Raw genomic sequence first — 17,848 nt, forward strand, 5'->3', positions numbered from 1 at the left:
ACGGGATGACCGTGCACACTGCACAGACCGCCGGTGCGGAACGAGCAGACGCTCCGGTCGGTCTTCCCTGGATCGAGGATGCCGGGCGGATCGCCCCGCAGGACGCGCGGAAGCTGTCCAGGCTCTTCTTCGACCGCCTCCAGGTCCTCGAGGAGGGCACTCCCGAGCACCAGTACGCGCGCAACACCCTGATCGAGATGAACCTCTCACTCGTGCGGTTCGCCGCAGGCCGCTTCCGCAACCGGGGCAGCGGCGACATGGAGGACATCGTCCAGGTGGGCACCATCGGCCTGATCAAGGCCATCGACCGCTTCGACCTCTCCCGCGAGGTGGAGTTCACCTCGTTCGCCGTGCCGTACATCGTCGGCGAGATCAAGCGCTTCTTCCGCGACACCACCTGGTCCGTCCACGTGCCGCGGAGGCTGCAGGAGTTGCGGGTGGACCTCGCGAAGGCCAAGGAGCGGCTGGCCGCCGACCTCGACCGGGATCCGACGGTGCGGGAGCTCGCCGAGGACCTCGGTCTCGAGGAGGGGGAGATCACCGAGGGCATCGTCGCGGCCAACGGCTACACGGCCGGATCGCTCGACATGCCGACGGACTCGGCGGACCCGGTGGGCCGGGCGCCGGGCGCGCGCACCTACGCCGACGTGCTGGGTGAGCCCGACCCCGCGATGGAGGCGGTCGAGAACCTCCATACGCTGGCCCCGCTGCTGGGCGGCCTCGACACACGTGAGCGCCGCATCATCGACATGCGGTTCGGCCAGGAGCTGACGCAGGCACAGATCGGCGAGGAGCTCGGCATCTCGCAGATGCATGTCTCCCGGCTGTTGAGCCGCATCCTGCGCAAGCTGCGCAGCGGGATGCTCACCGAGGACTGAACACACGGAACGCGCCGTACCGGACCCCGCGGGGTGCGGCCCGGCGCGCTCCGTCGCGAGGGCATCGCGGCGCCCGGTGACCACGGCCGGACCGGCCGGGGCTCGCGGCCTGATCAGGACGTGGCATCCCGGGCGGGACGGCCGGCGTAGTACGTGGCGATCATGTCCTCGTCGCCGTGTCCGGCCGCCTCGGCCCGGGTGAACCGCTCGGTGGAGGCGGCGACGAGATCGAGCCTCACTCCCGCTGCCTCGGCCGCTTCGAGGATCAGCCGGGAGTCCTTGAGCGCGGTGGAGAGCGCGAAGCTCGGGCTGAGGTCGCCGGAGAGCACCGCGGCGGACTTGCCCTGGAGGTACGGCGTGTCCAGGGGGCCGCCCTTCATCGCGTCCAGGAACAGCTGCGGGTCGAGCCCGAGCCCTTCGGCGAGATTGAGGCACTCGGCCACCCCGTTGACCATGTTGATCACCCAGGTGTTCGCGACGAGCTTGAGCCGGGTGGCGGCTCCGGGTTCTTCCCCGACCCATACGGTGCGCTGCCCGATGGCCTCCAGGACCGGCAGCACGGTGGCGCGGGCAGCCGACGGGCCGGAGACGAACACCGTGAGTGAGCCCTGTTCGGCGGGCTGCTTCGTACCGGAGAGCGGCGCGTCGAGGTAGACGAGCCCCAGGCCGGCCGCCCGGTGGACGAGGTCGGTGGTGGCGGCGAGGCCGACGGTGGAGCACTGCAGCCAGACCTGCCCCGGGCGCAGCCCGGGGGCGGCGGCGGTGAGCGTCTGCTCCACGGACGGGCCGTCGTTCAGCGCGGTGAGGACGACATCGGCTCCGCGTACGGCTTCCTCGGCCGTGTCCGTCACGGTGGCGCCGTGGCCGGCCAGGGGCTCGGCCCTGGAGCGCGTGCGGTTCCAGACCCGGACGGGGATCCGTTCCCTGAGAAGGCTGCGGGCCATCCCCGATCCCATGATCCCGGCGCCGAGGACCGCGACGGCCGGTGTTCCGGTGGACAGGGGTGCGGTGGTCATGGGGCTTCCCTTCGTCGGGGCGGGGCGGTCTCGGGACCGTGGTGCTTCAAGACTGCGGCAGCGCGCTCTCCAGAACAGCGTGGTGCACGGCTCTGGCGAGTCGCGCACCCCACCGCGAACGCGGCCCCGCGAAGGGTTCGCCAGGCCGCCCCGCCGGGTCGGGCGCCGCGACGCACACGGCGTCCGTCGGCGTGCCGGAGCAGTCGAGTCCGGCGTCCAGGAGGGCTTGGACCTTCGCTTCGGTGGCCGTGGCCACCGCGTTGACCAGAGCGGCGTCGGAGAGCGCCACGGGGAGGACGGCGACGATGTTGACGGTGCCCGGGAGCGGCACGCCGTCGGCGCCCTCGGCCGGGGCGGCGGCCCACCCCCGTACGCCGAGGCCGCTGGTGACGGTCGCGGTGACCCCGCCGTCGTCGGCGAGGGTGTACGCGGTCACGTCGGCGGCGGTCATCAGACCGGCCCCCGGGCCGTCGAGCGCCTCGGCCGCCGCGATCTCCGCGAGGTGCCGGTCGGGGTCCAGCCGGGGATAGCCGCCGGGCACCTGGGCGTTCAGGATCCAGTGGCGCGGGCCGATACCACCGCCGAGCACGGCGCTGCTGCACACCCGCCAGCCGGGGCCCAGCCGCCAGACGAGATGGTGCAGCCCGGCGCCGTCCTCCTGCCGGGCGAGCAGTTCGCCGTGCTGCCGGGGCAGCCGGATGCCTGCGGATCCGATGGCGCACCCCCGTGACAGGCCTGCCGACGGTCGGCACAGGCGCGTCGATCATACGGGCGGGGCACCGCCGCACGTCGGGCGCACCCGGGCGAGTGCTCACCCGAATGGCGTAACGCGTGTGGCGGGCGTATATCCGCGTGGGGCGGGGCCACCGCCCCTCCCCGGTGTCCTGCGCCCTCCACCGCCCCAGACGGGAAGTTGCAGCGTCCAACCGGGTGAGGCGCGATGGAATCCGGACGCGCCTCCCCTGCTGGATCCAACCGCAGGACGCGCCCGGGCGAGGAGGAATCGGCCATGGGAGCCGCTGACGGTTTCACGGATTCCGGAGAACTCGACGGTCTGACCGTCTACGACAGCGACGGGGAGAAGGCCGGGACAGTGGGGCGGGTGTACGTCGACGACGACACCGGCAAGCCCGACTGGATCACGGTCAAGACCGGCATGTTCGGCATGAAGGAGAGCTTCGTACCGCTTGCCGGTGCCCGCCGCGTGGGCTCCGACCTGCACGTCTCGCATCCCAAGGACCGCGTCAAGGACGCCCCTCGGGTGGACGCGGACGCGCACCTCTCCGTATCGGAGGAGGAGGAGCTCTACCGGCACTACGGCATGACCAGGAAGGCAACCGGCAACGCCGGTGCGGGCGGGGACGCGCGCACGACGTCCGGGACCGGAACGGCGGCCATGGGTGCCGCGGGTGCGGCCGGGGCAGCCGGTGCCGCCGGAACCGCCCGCACCACCTCGACCGGCCAGGCGAAGGCGACCGGCGACAAGGCCGGCATGAGCACCGCAGGTGCCGGCGCGGGCATGGGCGCCGCAGGCTCCGCCGGTGCGGGCAGGCACCGCGACACGGAGACGTCCTCCACGTCGCGCCCGCTCGCGGGAGCCGGAGCCGAGCGGTCCGCCACGGGCGCCGGAGGCCGGGAGGAGATGATCCGGTCCGAGGAGCAGCTCCAGGTCGGCACCGAGGAGTACGAGAGCGGAAGGGCACGCCTGCACAAGTACGTGGTGACGGAGAACGTCACCCGGACGGTGCCCGTGTCCCACGAGGAGGTGCGCGTGGTACGCGAGCCTCTGCAGCCCGGTGAGAAGGGAGCTGGCACGAAGGGGCGGAGCGAACTCGGCGAGCAGGACGTCGAAGTCACCCTGCACGCCGAACGAGCCACCGTCAGCAAGGAGGCGGTCCCGGTGGAACGGGTCCGTCTGGAGACCAGCAGGGTCACCGAGCAGAAGGAAGTCTCCGCCGAGCTCCGCAAGGAGAAGATCGACTACGCGGACGGCAAGGACATGGGCAGCGACAAGGACATGGGCGGCGAGTTCGGCCAGGGACGTCGTCGCTGACCCCCTCCGGCAGCGGCGGAAGGCCGCATGAGTGACGAGGGGCGGACCCGGGTGCTCACGGGCCCGCCCTTTCGTCTTCCCGGCGACGCGCGGGACCGTGGGATCCGTCCTTCTCCGGGCAGTCACGCGTCGAGCTCCGGGGCAGTCACGCGTCGCGGCGACGGCCTCGGGACCGGCCGGCGCGAGGGCGTGCCCGCCTCACCCCTCCGCCCGGCGGTCCGCCAGGGCCGTCAGCGCCTGTGACGAACCGATTCGCCGCCGTCGGCAGGGGGACTCCCGCTCCGTCGGGCCAGCACGGACGCCGTGCCCCAGTAGGCCAGCAGGACGGCGCGCAGTCCCAGGACCTCCAGGCGCTCCCCGAGCCGGCCGCGCAGGGCCCGGCTCCTGCGTACGGTACTCATCGGGCGTTTGCCGGGGAGTCGTGCCAGCGGCCCCGGGGATCGTCGTACGCGTCCGCGTAGCCGGGTCCGGCGATCGGCCAGTCGGCGAGCAGTTCCTCGGGAAGGGCGAAGGAGTCCGCGAGCTCCCGGGCGTGGGTGGCGACGGCCGCGATCAGCTCCTCCCTGCTCTCGGCCAGCGCGTCGACCTGATCACCGCTCAGGAGGCCCCGGGCGAGCAGATCGCCGCTGTTGCGGGCCACCCACTCGACGGCGAACAGCCGCTCCAGCTCGCCGAGCCGGTCCCTGGCGGCTCCCTCGGGGAGCGCGGCGCGGGCTTCCGCGTAGGCCTCGGCCGCCTGTCGGTAGGCATAGGCCTCGACCCCGCGAAGGGCGGGTCCCGAGGCCGCGTTCCAGCGTCCGAGGGCGTCGGCGTCGGCGTCGGCGTCGGGGGTGCGCAGCACACGCTCCCTGGCGCGGGCGAACCAGATGTCCTGGACCGAGGCGAGGAGCCGGCCCAGGAAGCGGGGGTCGGCCAGGTCACCGGGGCGCTGGTCCCGGTCGGGACCGTCATCGCCGCCGGGGACGGCGGCGAAGAGCATGTCGGCCGCCGCCTTCGCGTACAGGGCGATGTTGTCGCCCTCCGCCGTGATGGCCCCTTCGACGCCCGTGACGAGTTCCGTCATGCCGTTGTTCTCCAGCAGTGCCTGCGCACCGCAGCGTTCACGGCTCTCGACGATGACCTCACGGGCCCGCCAGGTGATCCACGCCTTGGCCACGTCGACGAGTCCGGCGGCCTCCGACCGACCCACCTCGTCGGTGCATGCCTCCCACCGCTCCTGAGCCCTGCGGGAGAGCAGGCTCATGGCGAAGACCGTGGCCATGGCCGAGGCGAGGGGCCCGTGGTGGGTCCGGTGGGCCTCGACCGGCACCGGCGGGGCGCCCCGGGTCCCGGAGATGACCCGGTGACCGCCGTAGCGGACGGCGACCGCCAGGGTCGCGCGGGCCGAACCGGCGGCGCAGGCGCTCATGGAGATACGGCCGGGGGTGACCCGCCCGATCGAGGTCAGGAACCGCCGCCGTCTGTCCCCGGGCCCGGTGCGGAACTCAGCCTGGACGTCGCCCGGCTCGCCAGGTCCCAGCAGGGCGTCCCGCTCCACGAACAGCCGGTCGAACGAGGTCAGGCAGTGGTCGACGGGGCTGCCCATGCGGGCGGGGAGACGCCGCACCCGGATGCCGGGGAGCGGTCGTACGTCATCGGTGAGCGGCACCAGGAAGAGGCGCACGCCGTGGTCGCCGCCGTCGGCGACCAGACGTGCGGCGACCAGTCCGGACTTGGCCCCGCCCGCCGGGCTGGTGTTGGGCATGAACTTCTGGGCGCCCGCGTTCGGGGTGTGCAGGACGAAGCCGTCCCGTTCGCGGTCGTACGTCGCGGTGGTCTCCATGGCAGCGGCGTTGTTGCCGTGCGCCACCTCCGTACAGAGGTAGGTGCCGATACGCCGCATCGTCAGGTAGTCCGACAGATCGCGGCGGCCCACGCAGCCGTGGTCGAGGAGGGTGCCGAGGAAGAGGTTGTAGTGGATGCCCGCCACGGTGGTCAGTGCGGGGTCCACCGGGCCGAGCCAGGCGTGCAGGGCGGCCAGCGCGCGGGGGTCGGAGGCGAGGCGGGCACCGCTGTCGAGGCAGTGGTTGAGGATCCGCAACCGGTCGTAGGCGAGTTCCAGTCGCTCTTCGGGCGTTCCGCCGGCGGGGCGGCGGAACGGTTCTGTGCTGATCAGCCGCTGCCAGAATCCGTGTTCGTGGCGGAATTCCGGACCGAGAAGGACGCCGGTCAGCTGTTCGACGGTGGACGGTGGGACGGTGTCGGTAAGGGGCACGGTCATAACGAAATCAACGACCGCGGTACGGGCGAGGACACCCTGGACGCCCTACCGCTCCGGGCCCGGCACACCGGCCAGGGCGGCCGCCAGCTCCTGCGCGTCGGGAGGCAGCGCACCGGTTCTCCCGACGGTCACGGCCGCCGACGCCGCGGCGTGACGCAGTACGTCGCCCAGCACGGTGGTGTCCAGGGTGCGCAGCCGCGCGCGGCCCCGTGCTCCGAGCAGTCCGTGTGCGGCCAGGGCGTGCAGGGCGCCGGACATGAAGGCGTCGCCCGCGCCCACCGTGTCCGCGACCTGGACCGGCGGTGCGCCGATGCCCACCGTCGCTCCGGGCAGGAAGGCGAGCGCGCCTCCCGCCCCCCGGGTGAGCAGGACGACCGCCGGACCGGAGCGCAGCCACCGCTCGGCGGCCTCCTCCGGCTCGTCGTCCGGGTACAGCCAGCGCAGGTCCTCGTCGCTGGCCTTGACCACATCGCTGAGCGCGGCACAGCGCTCCGCCCTGCGCACGGCCCGGGTCCGGTCCCCCATCAGCGCGGGCCGCACATTGGGGTCGTAGCTGACGGTGGCGTTCGTACCGAGGGAGCGGACGAGGTCGAGGACCGTGTCCGCGCCGGGCTCCAGGACGGTGGCGACGGACCCGGTGTGGACGTGCTGGGGCGGCTTGGCCGGCTGCCCCACCGGGCCGAGCGTCCAGGTGATCTCGAAGGTGTACGCGGCGCTGCCCGCGTCGTCGAGGTCGACCGTGGCCACCGGGGTGGGCGCTCCGCTCCCGTCCGTCAGGACCCGCACGCCGGCCGAGGCCAGGTGGTCCTCGATCAGGCGCCCGTAGGAGTCGGGGCCGAGCTGGGTGATCAGGGTGGTGCCCCGCCCGAGCCTGGCCAGGCCGTACGCGACGTTGGCGGGGCTGCCGCCGGGGTGGATCCGGTCGGGCGCGCCCGGCTGCCTGACGACGTCGGCGACGCATTCGCCGATGACCAGCAGGGCGGGGCTCTCGGGCATGGGCGCGGGTCTCCTGGAGGGGGCGGGCGGACGTGCCCGGTGGGGCACGGCCGGCGGTGACGCGGTTCCGCCGATTCTGCACCGTGCGCGGTGAGCCGAGGAGACCCGGGGCTCAGGCCTCCTCGCCGTAGCGCTTCTCGAACTTGGCGACCTGGCCCTCCGTGTCGACCACCCTGGCCTTGCCGGTGAAGAACGGGTGGCTCTCGGCGGAGATCTCCACGTCGATGACCGGGTAGCTGTTGCCGTCGTCCCAGTCGATCGTCTGCTCGCTCGACGCGGTGGACCTGGTCAGGAAGGCGTACCCGGCGGAGCGGTCGCGGAAGACCACGGGACGGTACGACGGGTGCTTGTCCTGTTGCATGTCTGCTCCTGGAGGTACGGGGATCTCGCGTCCCGGCTCCGGCCAGCCTCGCCAAGGACGGGGTCCCGCGCGATCCGGGGGCGTCCGTACGGAGCAGGGGGTCAGCCGGCGCTCCCGGCGGCCGGATCCGCCGACGGGGTGGCCAGGGTGCGACGGGCCCAGAGCAGCGTCCCCGCCAGGAGCACGACGGCGCCCAGGAGCCAGGGCAGGGGGCCCGCGGGGAGTACGCCGATGACGACGCCGGCCGCCGCCCCGAGGAGCTGCTGGGCCAGCGACTGCACGGAGAGGGCGGTCGCCCTGCCCGAGGTGTCGACCCGGCGGTGCAGAAGCTCGTTCTCGCTGGGGCCGGCGGCGCCGAGGCCCAGGTACACCAGTCCGTAACCGGCGGTGGCCACGGCCGCCGGGAACACGCCGGTGGCGCCCACCGTGGCGGCGAGGGCCAGCAGACCTGCCGTGCTCGCCCCGAAGCTCACCATGATCGCGCGCTCGCCGTCCCCCGCGAGCCGTGCGACCAGCGGCGCCAGCCTGCTGCCTGCCGCGGAGCAGACGAACCCGGCCGCGGCGAGCCCGGCGAAGAGCACCGCGCCGGACTCGGGGGACCCCGTGGTCTCGGCGGCGCGGCCCGGGGTGAGGAGTTCGAGCGCCGCGAGCGCCGTGCCTGCGGCGCCCGTGGTCATCAGGATGCGGCGGATCAGCGCGTCCCCGGCCCCGAGCCGCAGTCCCGCGCCGATGGCTCCGGGAACACCTCGCAGGACACCGCGCAGGGTGGCGGCGGGGCGAGGAGTCTCGGTCAGGGCGCTCAGGACGTAGAAGACGAAGACGACGTGGACGGCCGCGCCGAGCAGCACGGGGACGGACAGCGGCAGGACGAGGTCCGAGGTGAGGGTCCGCAGGCGCTCCCCCGGGTCGGTGCCGAGGCCGAGCAGCCACGGCATCCCGCCGCCGAGGAGCACGCCGAGCGCGATGGCGCCGGACGACGCGGCGCTGCCGCGCGCCAGACCGGTGCGCAGGTCCGCGCCGGGGCCGGCGTGAGCGTGCACGGTGTCGACGTACCAGGCTTCGGCGGGGCCGCTGGACAGGGCGCGGCCCGCCCCCATGAGGGCCATGCCCGGGACGATCACCCAGGGCGTCGTGCCGAGGGCGATGAGCACGAGGGCGCAGGCGTTGAGTGTCCCGGCACCGGCGAGGACGGTGCGGCGGCCGATGACGTCGGAGAGACCGCCGGTGGGGAGTTCGAGGGCGGCCACGGTCAGGGAGTGGGCGGCGTAGGCCGCGGCGACGGCGGCGAGGGTCAGGCCACGCTCGGTGAGCAGCAGCACCATGGGAGCCAGCCCGAGGCCCGCCGGCAGCCAGAAGAGGAACGACACCGTGACGAATCTGCGGACGGCGGCCTGTTCGGTGAGCGCGGTGTCCGTCCGGGCGCCCTGTGTCCCGGTCACGTGGCGGTTCCGGTGCCGGAGGCGTCGCCCGCGGGTTCGCCCGGTCCGGTGCGGGCCAGCGGGAGTCCGGCGGTGAGCAGCACGACGCGCTCGGCCCGGGGGTCGTGCTCGTCGCGGCCGGTCAGCTCGGCCACCTTGGCGCGGATCGTGTCCTGGAGCTCGCGGAGGGACTCGGGCGTGAGCCGGGGCATGAGGTCGTCGATCCCCGAGGAGTCGTGCCACTCCTCACCGAGCCGGCCCGCCTCGATGTCCGCCTCGTGCCGGTCCAGCGTCTCCTGGAGGTGCTCGATCTGGCGGCGCCTGCCCAGGACGAGCATGGACCGGCCCGCCGGAGTGGCCAGCATGGCGGCGCTGCTCGTCGTGGTGACGGAGTGGACGGCCTTCCAGCGGCGCTCACGTCCGTCGCGGTGCTCGGCCTCGGCGACGAAGGCGTACTTGGCCAGCACCCGCAGGTGGTAGCTGGTCGAGGCGGACGACTCCCCCGTGCGGACCGCCAGCTCGCTCGCGGTGGCCGGTCCGTGCTGCCGCAGCAGGCCGAGCAGCCTCAGACGCAGGGGGTGGGTGAGCGCCTTCAGGGCTGCCGAGTCACGCTCGGGATCGAGTACGCGGTGCGACGCGTCGTTGTCCATGGCGGCAGCCTAGAGCGCCGGAGGACTTTGCCAAATAGTTTTTGCAGAATTTCTTTGGGAAACCCGCTCAGCCCCCTGCCGCCTCCTCCACCGCCTCGGCCACGAGCGTGAGGAAGAGCGCGTGGGCCCGTGGGCTGCACAGGGGTTCCGGATTCCACGGCACGCTCCGCGCACTCCGGCCCGCCGCCCTCCAGGCGGGGGCGGTGATTCCGTCGAGCGGCACCGCGTTGGACCGGATGTCCGTCAGGACGATGCCGGGCTCCAGGGCAGCGACGCCCGCCCAGTCGACGGTGGCCCAGTTGACACCCGCCCCCTCGGGCGGCGAGACGAGATCGACCCCCAGCTCGGCCAGGACGCGCAGCTCGGGCCACATCTGCGGCCGGGCGGCGTACGCCTCCTCCTGGCTCGCGGGCGAGAGGGCCACCACCCTGGGGCCGCGGTCACCCACGGCGGCACGGAGCCGCTCACGGGCGGCGCGCAGGTCACCCGCCGCGTCCGGGACCGATGCGCCGCCGAGAGAGCGGGCGAGCTCGGCGAACCGCTCGGCGACCCGGTCCAGGGTGCGCGCCTGGCCCACGTCGATCACGACGACGGGGACGCTCTCCTCGAGGTGCTTGGCGGTGTCCGGGTCCAGCCCGTAGAGCTGACCGTGGCCGTAGCTGACGGCGACGACCAGGTCGGGCCTGCCCCGTAACAGCGTGTCCACGTCCAGGTCGTCACCCGCGCCCCGGTAGTCCACGGAGTCCAGCGGGAGCGTGCCCGTCTTCGCGCGGTCGGGCTCCGCCCCGTCGTGTCCGGAGCCGAAGATGCCCTCCGGGCGTATCCCGTAGTCCCACAGCGTCGCTCCCGCCTGGATGTACGCGAGCACCCGGGACGGCCGGCGGTCCGCCGCCACCAGTCGGCCCCGGTCGTCCGCGAAGCTCCACGCGCTGCCCTCGGTCATGCCGCTCACCCCTCCGAACCGGCGGCCCTGGCCCTCTCCCGGGCTCGCACTCCACAACCTGCCCAGCCCGCGGGCTCCACACCCTCCGTGGTCCGCCCCAGATACGTGAGGGGCCCGGGGTCGGGAACGTCGATCACCTCGAAGCCGAGCCGGTCGTAGAACGCTCTGGCAGGGGAGTTCGCGGTGAGCATGGACAGGTGGAGGCACGTCAGGGCACCTCGCTCCCCCGGGTCCCGGCCGTACGTGACAGCTCGACGTTGAACTGGGCTCCGGTCAGGAGCGCCAGGTTGGTGAACCAGATCCAGATCAGGAAGACGACCCGGCCGGCCAGCGAACCGTACAGCCGGCTGTAGCTGCCGATGTGCGTCGCGTAGAGCGCGAAACCGGCCGACGCGATCAGCCAGAGGAAGGCGGCCAGGACACCCCCGGGCAGCCCTTGGCGCAGCCCCCTCGCGGAGCGCGGCCCGGTGTTGAAGAGGACCACGATGAGGCAGACGGCCAGGCAGAGCAGCACGGGCCACTTGAGGCCCGCCCAAAGCGTCTCGCCCGCCTGCGCGAGACCGGCCCTGCGGCCCAGCCAGCGGGCCAGGGGGCCGGTGAGCACGAGGGCGAAGGCGCTCGACATCAGCAGGACGAGGAGCCCGAGGGCCGAGGCCACGATGATGGGCGCCTGGCGCAGCGGGGGCCTGGTGTCCTTCACCTGGTGCATCGCGTGCATCGCACGGCGGAAGACCGCGAGGTAGCTGGAGGCCGACCAGACGGCGCTGACGCTTCCGGTGGCCACGAGCAGCCACACGGCGGTGCGCTCATGGGTGGCCGCCTCCAGGGGCCTGCGCAGGGCCGCACCCGACTCGGCGGGCGCGAAGGCCGTGATGTCGGCGATCAGGGCGTTGGTCGCACCGGGGGTGGCCAGACCGATGACGGAGACGGTGACCAGGAGCGCCGGGAGCAGCGCGAGGATCGCGTAGTAGGTGAGCGCCGCCGCCCAGTCGGAGAGGTCGTCGTTCCACAGCGACACGGGGGTACGGCGCAGAGCGGTGCGCCAGCGCCTCCCCCGCGCGGCGCGCCCTGCCGGGGGTGCGGTCGGTTCCGCGACGGGGTCGTCGGTCCTGCTGGACACGCGGATACTCCGGGGGGACGTAGGAAGGGGCGGACGGTCGGGCCGCCGGGCACAGCTGCGACCCGGCGTACCGCCTCCCTTTCTCTCATGCCTCCGTCCCGCCGGAGTACTCCAGGTCGGCTCAGTCGTTGACGGCGGTGAGCAGCACCACCGAGTCCTCCAGGGCCAGCAGCCCGTGCCGCTCCTGGGGGATGGGGTGCAGCCCGCCCGCCGCGAGGTCCACGTCCCCGGACCCCGCCGTGAGCCGGACGGCTCCGCGCAGCACCTGGAGGGACGCCGCGGGCGGCGCGTTGTGCTCGTCCAGGGCGGACCCCGCGGTGAGCGCGATCACCGTCTGCCGCAGTGGCTCCTGGCGCAGCAGCAGATGTGCGCTGCGCCCGTGGGCGTGGGCGCGGGCCGCGGCCAGGTGCTCGTCGGCGAGAGCGTTGAGATCGTCCATACGACCACTGTGCCGCAGCCCCCGCTCCCCCGCTATCGCGTGCCGCGCAGCCAGGCCGCCGTGTCGTCGGGAAGCAGCCCCGCGGGGTCCAGCGGGGCACTGGTCAGCAGGATCTCTTCGTGGCCGGGGAGCGGCACGGGGCTTCCCGAGAGGTTGACGACACAGATCAGGCCCTCGGTCCGCGCGAACGCGAGGACGCCCGGGGAGGAGGGCAGCCAGTTCAGCCGTCCGTCGGCGCTCTCGCCGGGGACCGCGGCGAAGCCGGGTCCGGCGCGTCGCAGCCCCAGGGCCTCGCGGTACAGGCGGAGCATGGAGCCGGGATCGGCGCTCTGCTCGTCGGCGGCGTACGAGGGCCATGACGCCGGCTGGGGAAGCCAGGGGTCGACCGTGGATCCGAAGCCCGCGTGGGGCTCGGCGGCGGACCACGGCAGGGGGACCCGGCAACCGTCGCGCCCCGGGTCGATCCCGCCGGAGCGCAGGTGCATCGGGTCCTGGATCCGGTCGCGCGGGATGTCGGCCTCGGGCAGGCCGAGCTCCTCTCCCTGGTACAGGTAGACGGCGCCCGGCAGTGCCAGGGAGAGCAGGGCGGCGGCCCGGGCCCTGCGGGTGCCGAGCTCCAGGTCGGTGGGCGTGTCGAAGACCTTGGCCGCGAAGTCGAAGCCGGTCGCCTCGCGTCCGTAGCGGGTGACCGTGCGGGTCACGTCGTGGTTGCACAGCACCCAGGTGGCGGGTGCTCCCACCGGTGCGTGCTCGGCGAGCGTGTCGTCGATCGCGGAGCGCAGCAGCCCGGCGTCCCAGGGGCAGGCCAGGAAGTTGAAGTTGAAGGCGGTGTGCAGCTCGTCGGGGCGCAGGTAGCGGGCGAAGCGCTCGGAGTCGGGGAGCCAGACCTCGCCGACGAAGACGCCGTCGTACGTGTCGGCGATGGCGCGCCACGAGCGGTAGATGTCGTGGAGCTCGTCCCGGTCGACGTAGGGGTGGGGATCGACGTCCTTGACGAAGTCGGGCAGGGCAGGGTCCTTGGCGAGCAGGGCCGCCGAGTCGATCCGCACCCCGGCCACGCCCCGTTCGAACCAGAAGCGCAGGACGTCCTCGTGCTCCTGGCGGACCGCGGGGTGCGCCCAGTTGAGGTCGGGCTGGCCGGGGGCGAACAGGTGGAGGTACCACTGGCCGTCCTCGATCCTGGTCCACGGGGTGCCGCCGAATTCTGAGACCCAGTCGTTGGGCGGGATCTCCCCGTGGTCGCCGCGCCCTTCCCGGAAGTGGAAGAGCGCGCGCTCGGGGCTGCCGGGGGCGGCGTCGAGCGCGGCCCGGAACCAGCTGTGCTGGTCGGAGACGTGGTTGGGGACGATGTCGATGATGGTGCGGATGCCCAGCTCACGGGCTTCCACGATGAGCTTCTCCGCCTCGGCGAGGTGGCCGAAGGCGGGGTCGATGGCCCGGTAGTCGGCCACGTCGTAGCCCCCGTCGGCCAGCGGGGAGAGGTACCAGGGGGTGAACCACAGTGCGTCGACGCCCAGTTCGACCAGGTACGGCAGCCTGGCCCGTACTCCTGCGAGGTCGCCGGTGCCGTCTCCGTCGCCGTCGGCGAAGCTGCGTACGTAGATCTGGTAGATGGCGGCGTCGCGCCACCAGGATGCGGTGGCCTCGGTCGGACGGATGGCTGCCACGTGGCGTTCCTTTCGGGCAGGAGGTACTCCGCCCCCGGCCCTGGCGCGGGGCGTGCGGTGGAAGGGCCGGCGGCGGAGTGCTGGAGGGAGCGGTGGTGCGGGTGCGTCAGCCCTTCAGGCCGCCCGCGGTGAGACCGCTCATGATGTTGCGCTGGAAGAGCAGGAAGATCAGCAGCGTCGGGACGGACGCGATGGTCAGCGCCGCGATGAGGACGTTCTGCGGGACCCCGTTGGAGAGCGAGTAGATGCCGACGTTGAGGGTCTGCTTGGCCGGGTCGGGCAGGGTGAGCATCGGCCAGAGGAAGTCCTTCCAGACTCCGACGACCGCGAAGATGGAGACGACGCCGAGGATCGGTCTCGATATCGGCAGGATGATGGAGCGCAGGGTGCGCAGGGGCGAGGCGCCGTCGATGGCCGCCGCGTCCAGGAGCTCGCCCGGGATCGAGTCGAAGAACCGCTTCAGCAGGAAGATGTTGAAGGCGTTGGTGACCGAGGGCAGCCAGATCGCCCAGGGCGAGTTGAGCAGGTTGCGTTCAAAGATCGGCACGTCGAGGACCGTGAGGTACTGCGGGACCACGAGCACGGTCGCCGGGATCATCAGGGTGGCGAGCATCATGCCGAGGATGACCTTGCCGAACATCGGCCGCAGCTTGGACAGCGAGTAGGCGGCCGCCACGTCGAGGACCAGCTGGAAGGCCAGCGCCCCGAAGGCGTAGTAGAGGGTGTTGAAGAGGAGTTTGGACAGGCCCATCACGGTCCACGCCCGGGAGTAGTTCTCCGTGTGGACCGAGGAGGGGAAGGCGCTGGGAGGGGACTGCACCACTTCCTGGGTGGTCTTGAGTCCGCCGGTGACCATCCAGTACAGGGGGCCGAGGAACGCGAGCGTGAAGGCCGCCACCACCACGGCGAAGATGATCCAGTAGAGGACCTTCCCCCGGGGCCGGCCGAGCTGTGCGGGTGAGATCAGGGTCCGCTGGCGGCTCTCGTCCGCCTCCCGGCGGCGTGCCCGGCCGGGTCCGCGCCGCGACACAAGCGTGTTCGATGCCATCGTCGTGCTCCCGTCCTAGTCTTCGCTGCTGCGGCTGAGGCGTACGTACACCGCGGAGAAGCCCGCGAGGACGACCAGCAGGAGGAGGCCGAGGGCCGCCGCTCCGCCGTAGTTGTTGAAGTTGAAGGCGTACTGGTAGATGAGGTAGACGACGGTCGTGGTGGAGCCCTCGGGGCCCGCGCCGTTGGTGAGCAGGAAGGGCTCGGTGAAGACCTGCATCGTCGCGATGATCTGCATGAGCAGCAGGAGCGACAGGATGAGCCGGGTCTGCGGGATGGTGACGTGCCAGATCTTGCGCAGCAGTCCCGCGCCGTCGAGCTCGGCCGCCTCGTACAGCTCGCCGGGGATGCCCTGGAGGGCGGCGAGGTAGATGAGCGTGGCTCCCCCCATGTTCATCCAGGTCGAGGCGATGACGACGGAGAGCATGGAGGTGTCGGGGTCCTGGAGCCATTGCAGTGCCGGCAGGTGCAGGAGTTCCAGGATGCGGTTGAAGAGTCCGTAGCCGGGGTCGTAGAAGTACTTGAAGAGCAGGACCGAGGCGACCGGCGGCAGCATCACCGGCAGGTACACCAGGAGACGCAGATACCCCTGCGCGTGCCGGAATTCGTTGAGCACGACGGCGACGACGAACGGGACCGCGAAGCCCAGGACGAGCGCCAGGACGGTGAAGAGCAGGGTGTTGCGCCATGCCTGCCAGAACGCCGGGTCGTTGAAGACGTAGCTCAGGTTGGACCAGCCGGCCCAGGTCGTCGTGCCGTCCTCGGTCTTCTGGAAGGCCAGGACGAACTCCCTGGCCATGGGATACCAGGAGAAGAAGGAGAAACAGAGGACGGCTCCGATCAGGAAGCCGTGCGCCGAGATGTTGCGGCGCAGGGCGCGCACGAACTCCTCACGGCCGGAGTCCGGCCCGGTGGGCCGCGGGTGGTGCCCGGGTGGCGGTGCGCTCGCCTTCCCGGTGGACAGGGTGGGGGCCGACATGGTCTCTCCTCGGTGCCGGTGCAGTCGCTCGCAGACGGACGGTGCGGATGCGGGGCCGGGCCCGCCCGGCCCGGCCTCCGCACGTCCGTTACTGGTTCGCCAGAACCTGGTTGACCTGCTGCTCGGCGGTGTCGAGCAGCTTGTCGATGTCGGCGTCCTTGTTGGTCAGGACGCCGGACATGGCGTTGTCGAGGATCTTGTAGATCTCCTGGGCCTTCGGCGGCTCGGCCTTGCCCTGGACGGGGTTGTCCATGAATGCCTTGAAGTTCTCGACGGGCATGGTGGCGTTGGCGAGGCGTTCGGCGTCGTCCTTCGTCTTGCTCTCGCCGGTGAAGAAGTTCGGCTGCGGCAGCCCGACGGGCAGCTGGTCCGTCTTGGTGCGGGCCCACTCGAACTGCCCCTTGCCGGGGCTCAGGTTCTTGAAGTTGAGCCAGGCGACGGCGGCCTTGATCTTGTCGGGCGAGCTGCCTTTCTTGATCATGTAGTTGTTGCCGCCGAAGAGGGTCCCCTCGGCGCCGGGGATCGGGCCGAGCCCGAAGTTCTCGTACTTCGCCCCCAGTTGCTGCACCATGTAGGTGATGTCGTCGGGCGCGGCGAGGAACATCCCGAGCTTGTCGGTCGCTATCTGCTTCTGCAGATCGCCCCACTTCAGCAGCTGGGTCTTGCCCATGCTGTCGTCCTCCCAGCGCATGTCGTGAAGCTGCTGGAGGACCTGCTTGCCCTTGCCGTCGTTGAACGCGGCCTTCTTGCCGCTCGCGTCCACGACGTCTCCGCCCAGGCCGTACTGCGTGGCGGTGAAGTGCCAGCCGCCGTTGTTCCCGGCACTGTACTCGCCGAAGCCGGCGATGCCCTTGCCGAGAGCGGCGATCTTCTTGCTCGCGGCCCGGACCTCGTCCCAGGTGGCCGGCGGGGTGTCCGGGTCCAGACCGGCCTGCGTGAACAGCTTCCGGTTGATCATGAGGCCCATGGTGTAGTTGCTGGTCGGCAGCGCGTAGAGCTTGCCGTCCTTGCGGGCGACGTCGAGGACCTGGGGCTGGATGTCCTTCAGCGCGGGGACGGACGTGTCGTTGACGTACGCGGAGATGTCCTCGACGCCGTCGTTGTCCAGCACCTGCTGGAGGTCGGTGAAGTACGCGTAGAACACGTCCGGCTGGGACTTGCCCTTGAGCATGGCCGTGAAGCGCGGCGGCTCCAGACACTGACCGGGAGTGGACCTACCGTTGATCTTGACGTTCGGGTACTTCTTGTTGAACGTCTTGATGTCCTCGTTCCACTCGCGCAGCTCCGCGGCCTTGGCGGCCGGCGGCATGCAGTCGATCGACAGCGTCACCTTGGCCTTCGGGTCGAGCGGGGCGGACGGGTCGGACGACCCGCTGCCGGAGTTGTCCTTCTCGTCGCTGCCGCTGCTGCTCGTGCCGCAGGAGGCGAGGGCGGTCAGGGCGAGCGCGGTGACGACGGCGGCCGCGGAGGCTCGGCGGTTACGGCGGAAGCCAGCACTTCTCATCGGTGGTCCCCTTCGGGCAAGAGCACGGGAGGCCTCGGCCGACTGTCTGCCGGGGCGCGGCACACTCAACCACCGGCAACATGTGAGCGCAATATCTCGCGCAGATTTAGAAAATGTTTGACAGCACTCCGTAGGTGAGGAGGCGTCCAGTCGAACCGGCCCAACCCCTCACAGACGCGCCTCTGCCCGCCTCGCACGAGGCGAGCCGGGCAGGCACGCACGGTCAGGGCGCAGGCCGGCAACCCGAACTCTCCGACGGGGCCCCAGGCCGAGCACCGAGGTGCAGAATGCAAGAGGCGGACTTCTGGGCGCAAAGAGCTACGCGACTCTCCAGTCACTCCCGGAGGCCGGGCCCGAGGCCCCTCATGGTGTAGAAGACGGGTCCGGCGCGCACCCCGGCCGAGACTTCTTCACGCGACCGGAACAACCCGCCCCCTCCCCCACGAGCAGGCCGACGGCCCGGCCGGCTCGAAGCGAACGCACCGGCCCCGCGAGGCCCCGGGGAGGGAGCCTCGCG

General features: G+C 72.0%; 17 protein-coding genes and 1 pseudogene. 2 read left to right on the forward strand and 16 right to left on the reverse strand.

What is annotated here, in order from left to right; translation table 11 throughout:
• Positions 1–5: 5 nt before the first annotated feature.
• Positions 6–878, forward strand: a complete 873-nt coding sequence (locus tag B9S57_RS10110) for an RNA polymerase sigma factor SigF (RefSeq protein WP_103515192.1) — start codon at positions 6–8, stop codon at positions 876–878.
• A 113-nt stretch (positions 879–991) separates the two neighbouring features.
• Here B9S57_RS10110 and B9S57_RS10115 read toward each other — a convergent pair whose 3' ends face one another.
• Both B9S57_RS10115 and B9S57_RS10120 read right to left on the reverse strand, forming a co-directional pair.
• Positions 992–1,894 carry an NAD(P)-dependent oxidoreductase gene (locus B9S57_RS10115; RefSeq protein ID WP_103515193.1) on the reverse strand — a complete coding sequence of 301 codons (903 nt, stop codon included), beginning with the start codon at positions 1,892–1,894 and terminating at the stop codon, positions 992–994.
• Between the two features lie 46 nt (positions 1,895–1,940).
• A complete protein-coding gene (locus B9S57_RS10120) occupies positions 1,941–2,567 on the reverse strand; it encodes an adenosylcobinamide amidohydrolase (RefSeq protein ID WP_103515194.1) in 627 nt (208 codons plus the stop codon).
• 336 nt (positions 2,568–2,903) lie between these two features.
• Here B9S57_RS10120 and B9S57_RS10125 point away from each other — a divergent pair, with 336 nt between their 5' ends.
• The gene (locus tag B9S57_RS10125) at positions 2,904–3,947 is read left to right on the forward strand and encodes a PRC and DUF2382 domain-containing protein (RefSeq protein WP_103515195.1); all 1,044 of its coding nucleotides are present in this window, start codon (positions 2,904–2,906) and stop codon (positions 3,945–3,947) included.
• 230 nt (positions 3,948–4,177) lie between these two features.
• On the opposite strand, the gene B9S57_RS36340 is transcribed toward B9S57_RS10125, so the two are convergent.
• The 14 genes and pseudogenes from B9S57_RS36340 to B9S57_RS10190 all read right to left on the reverse strand — a co-directional run bounded on the left by B9S57_RS36340 (position 4,178) and on the right by B9S57_RS10190 (position 17,331).
• Complete coding sequence (locus B9S57_RS36340; RefSeq protein WP_181011295.1) at positions 4,178–4,348, reverse strand: hypothetical protein; 171 nt, start codon at positions 4,346–4,348, stop codon at positions 4,178–4,180.
• On the reverse strand, positions 4,345–6,207 hold the full coding sequence (locus tag B9S57_RS10130) for an acyl-CoA dehydrogenase (protein WP_103515196.1): 1,863 nt from the start codon (positions 6,205–6,207) through the stop codon (positions 4,345–4,347). Before B9S57_RS10130 ends, B9S57_RS36340 begins: the two co-directional genes overlap by 4 nt.
• 45 nt (positions 6,208–6,252) lie before the next feature.
• Positions 6,253–7,203 (reverse strand): carbohydrate kinase, encoded by a 951-nt coding sequence (locus tag B9S57_RS10135; RefSeq protein WP_103515197.1) that lies wholly within the window; start codon positions 7,201–7,203, stop codon positions 6,253–6,255.
• 112 nt (positions 7,204–7,315) lie between these two features.
• Positions 7,316–7,564: a type B 50S ribosomal protein L31 gene (locus tag B9S57_RS10140; protein WP_103515198.1), complete on the reverse strand. Its 249-nt coding sequence runs from the start codon at positions 7,562–7,564 to the stop codon at positions 7,316–7,318.
• A 101-nt stretch (positions 7,565–7,665) separates the two neighbouring features.
• Positions 7,666–9,003 carry an MFS transporter gene (locus tag B9S57_RS10145; RefSeq protein ID WP_103515199.1) on the reverse strand — a complete coding sequence of 446 codons (1,338 nt, stop codon included), beginning with the start codon at positions 9,001–9,003 and terminating at the stop codon, positions 7,666–7,668.
• Positions 9,000–9,632: a helix-turn-helix domain-containing protein gene (locus B9S57_RS10150; protein WP_103515200.1), complete on the reverse strand. Its 633-nt coding sequence runs from the start codon at positions 9,630–9,632 to the stop codon at positions 9,000–9,002. The genes B9S57_RS10145 and B9S57_RS10150 overlap by 4 nt, the downstream gene beginning before the upstream one ends.
• Positions 9,633–9,699: 67 nt before the next feature.
• On the reverse strand, positions 9,700–10,575 hold the full coding sequence (locus B9S57_RS10155) for an ABC transporter substrate-binding protein (protein ID WP_103515201.1): 876 nt from the start codon (positions 10,573–10,575) through the stop codon (positions 9,700–9,702).
• A 5-nt stretch (positions 10,576–10,580) separates the two neighbouring features.
• Positions 10,581–10,778: pseudogene (locus tag B9S57_RS10160) on the reverse strand (GNAT family N-acetyltransferase); the annotation flags it as partial.
• A gap of 5 nt (positions 10,779–10,783) precedes the next feature.
• Positions 10,784–11,695 (reverse strand): YihY/virulence factor BrkB family protein, encoded by a 912-nt coding sequence (locus B9S57_RS10165; RefSeq protein ID WP_103515202.1) that lies wholly within the window; start codon positions 11,693–11,695, stop codon positions 10,784–10,786.
• A gap of 121 nt (positions 11,696–11,816) precedes the next feature.
• Entirely contained in the window at positions 11,817–12,134 is a 318-nt protein-coding gene (locus B9S57_RS10170) for a cupin (RefSeq protein WP_103515203.1), read from the reverse strand.
• Between the two features lie 32 nt (positions 12,135–12,166).
• The gene (locus B9S57_RS10175; protein ID WP_103515204.1) at positions 12,167–13,801 is read right to left on the reverse strand and encodes a glycoside hydrolase family 13 protein; all 1,635 of its coding nucleotides are present in this window, start codon (positions 13,799–13,801) and stop codon (positions 12,167–12,169) included.
• Between the two features lie 106 nt (positions 13,802–13,907).
• The gene (locus B9S57_RS10180; protein ID WP_181011296.1) at positions 13,908–14,849 is read right to left on the reverse strand and encodes a carbohydrate ABC transporter permease; all 942 of its coding nucleotides are present in this window, start codon (positions 14,847–14,849) and stop codon (positions 13,908–13,910) included.
• 15 nt (positions 14,850–14,864) lie between these two features.
• Positions 14,865–15,827, reverse strand: coding sequence for a carbohydrate ABC transporter permease (locus B9S57_RS10185; RefSeq protein WP_103515205.1), 963 nt, complete (start codon positions 15,825–15,827; stop codon positions 14,865–14,867).
• Between the two features lie 88 nt (positions 15,828–15,915).
• Positions 15,916–17,331: an extracellular solute-binding protein gene (locus tag B9S57_RS10190; RefSeq protein WP_103515206.1), complete on the reverse strand. Its 1,416-nt coding sequence runs from the start codon at positions 17,329–17,331 to the stop codon at positions 15,916–15,918.
• Between the last annotated feature and the right edge of the window lie 517 nt (positions 17,332–17,848).

The organism is Streptomyces sp. SM10, from assembly GCF_002910915.1.
Classification (GTDB): domain Bacteria; phylum Actinomycetota; class Actinomycetes; order Streptomycetales; family Streptomycetaceae; genus Streptomyces.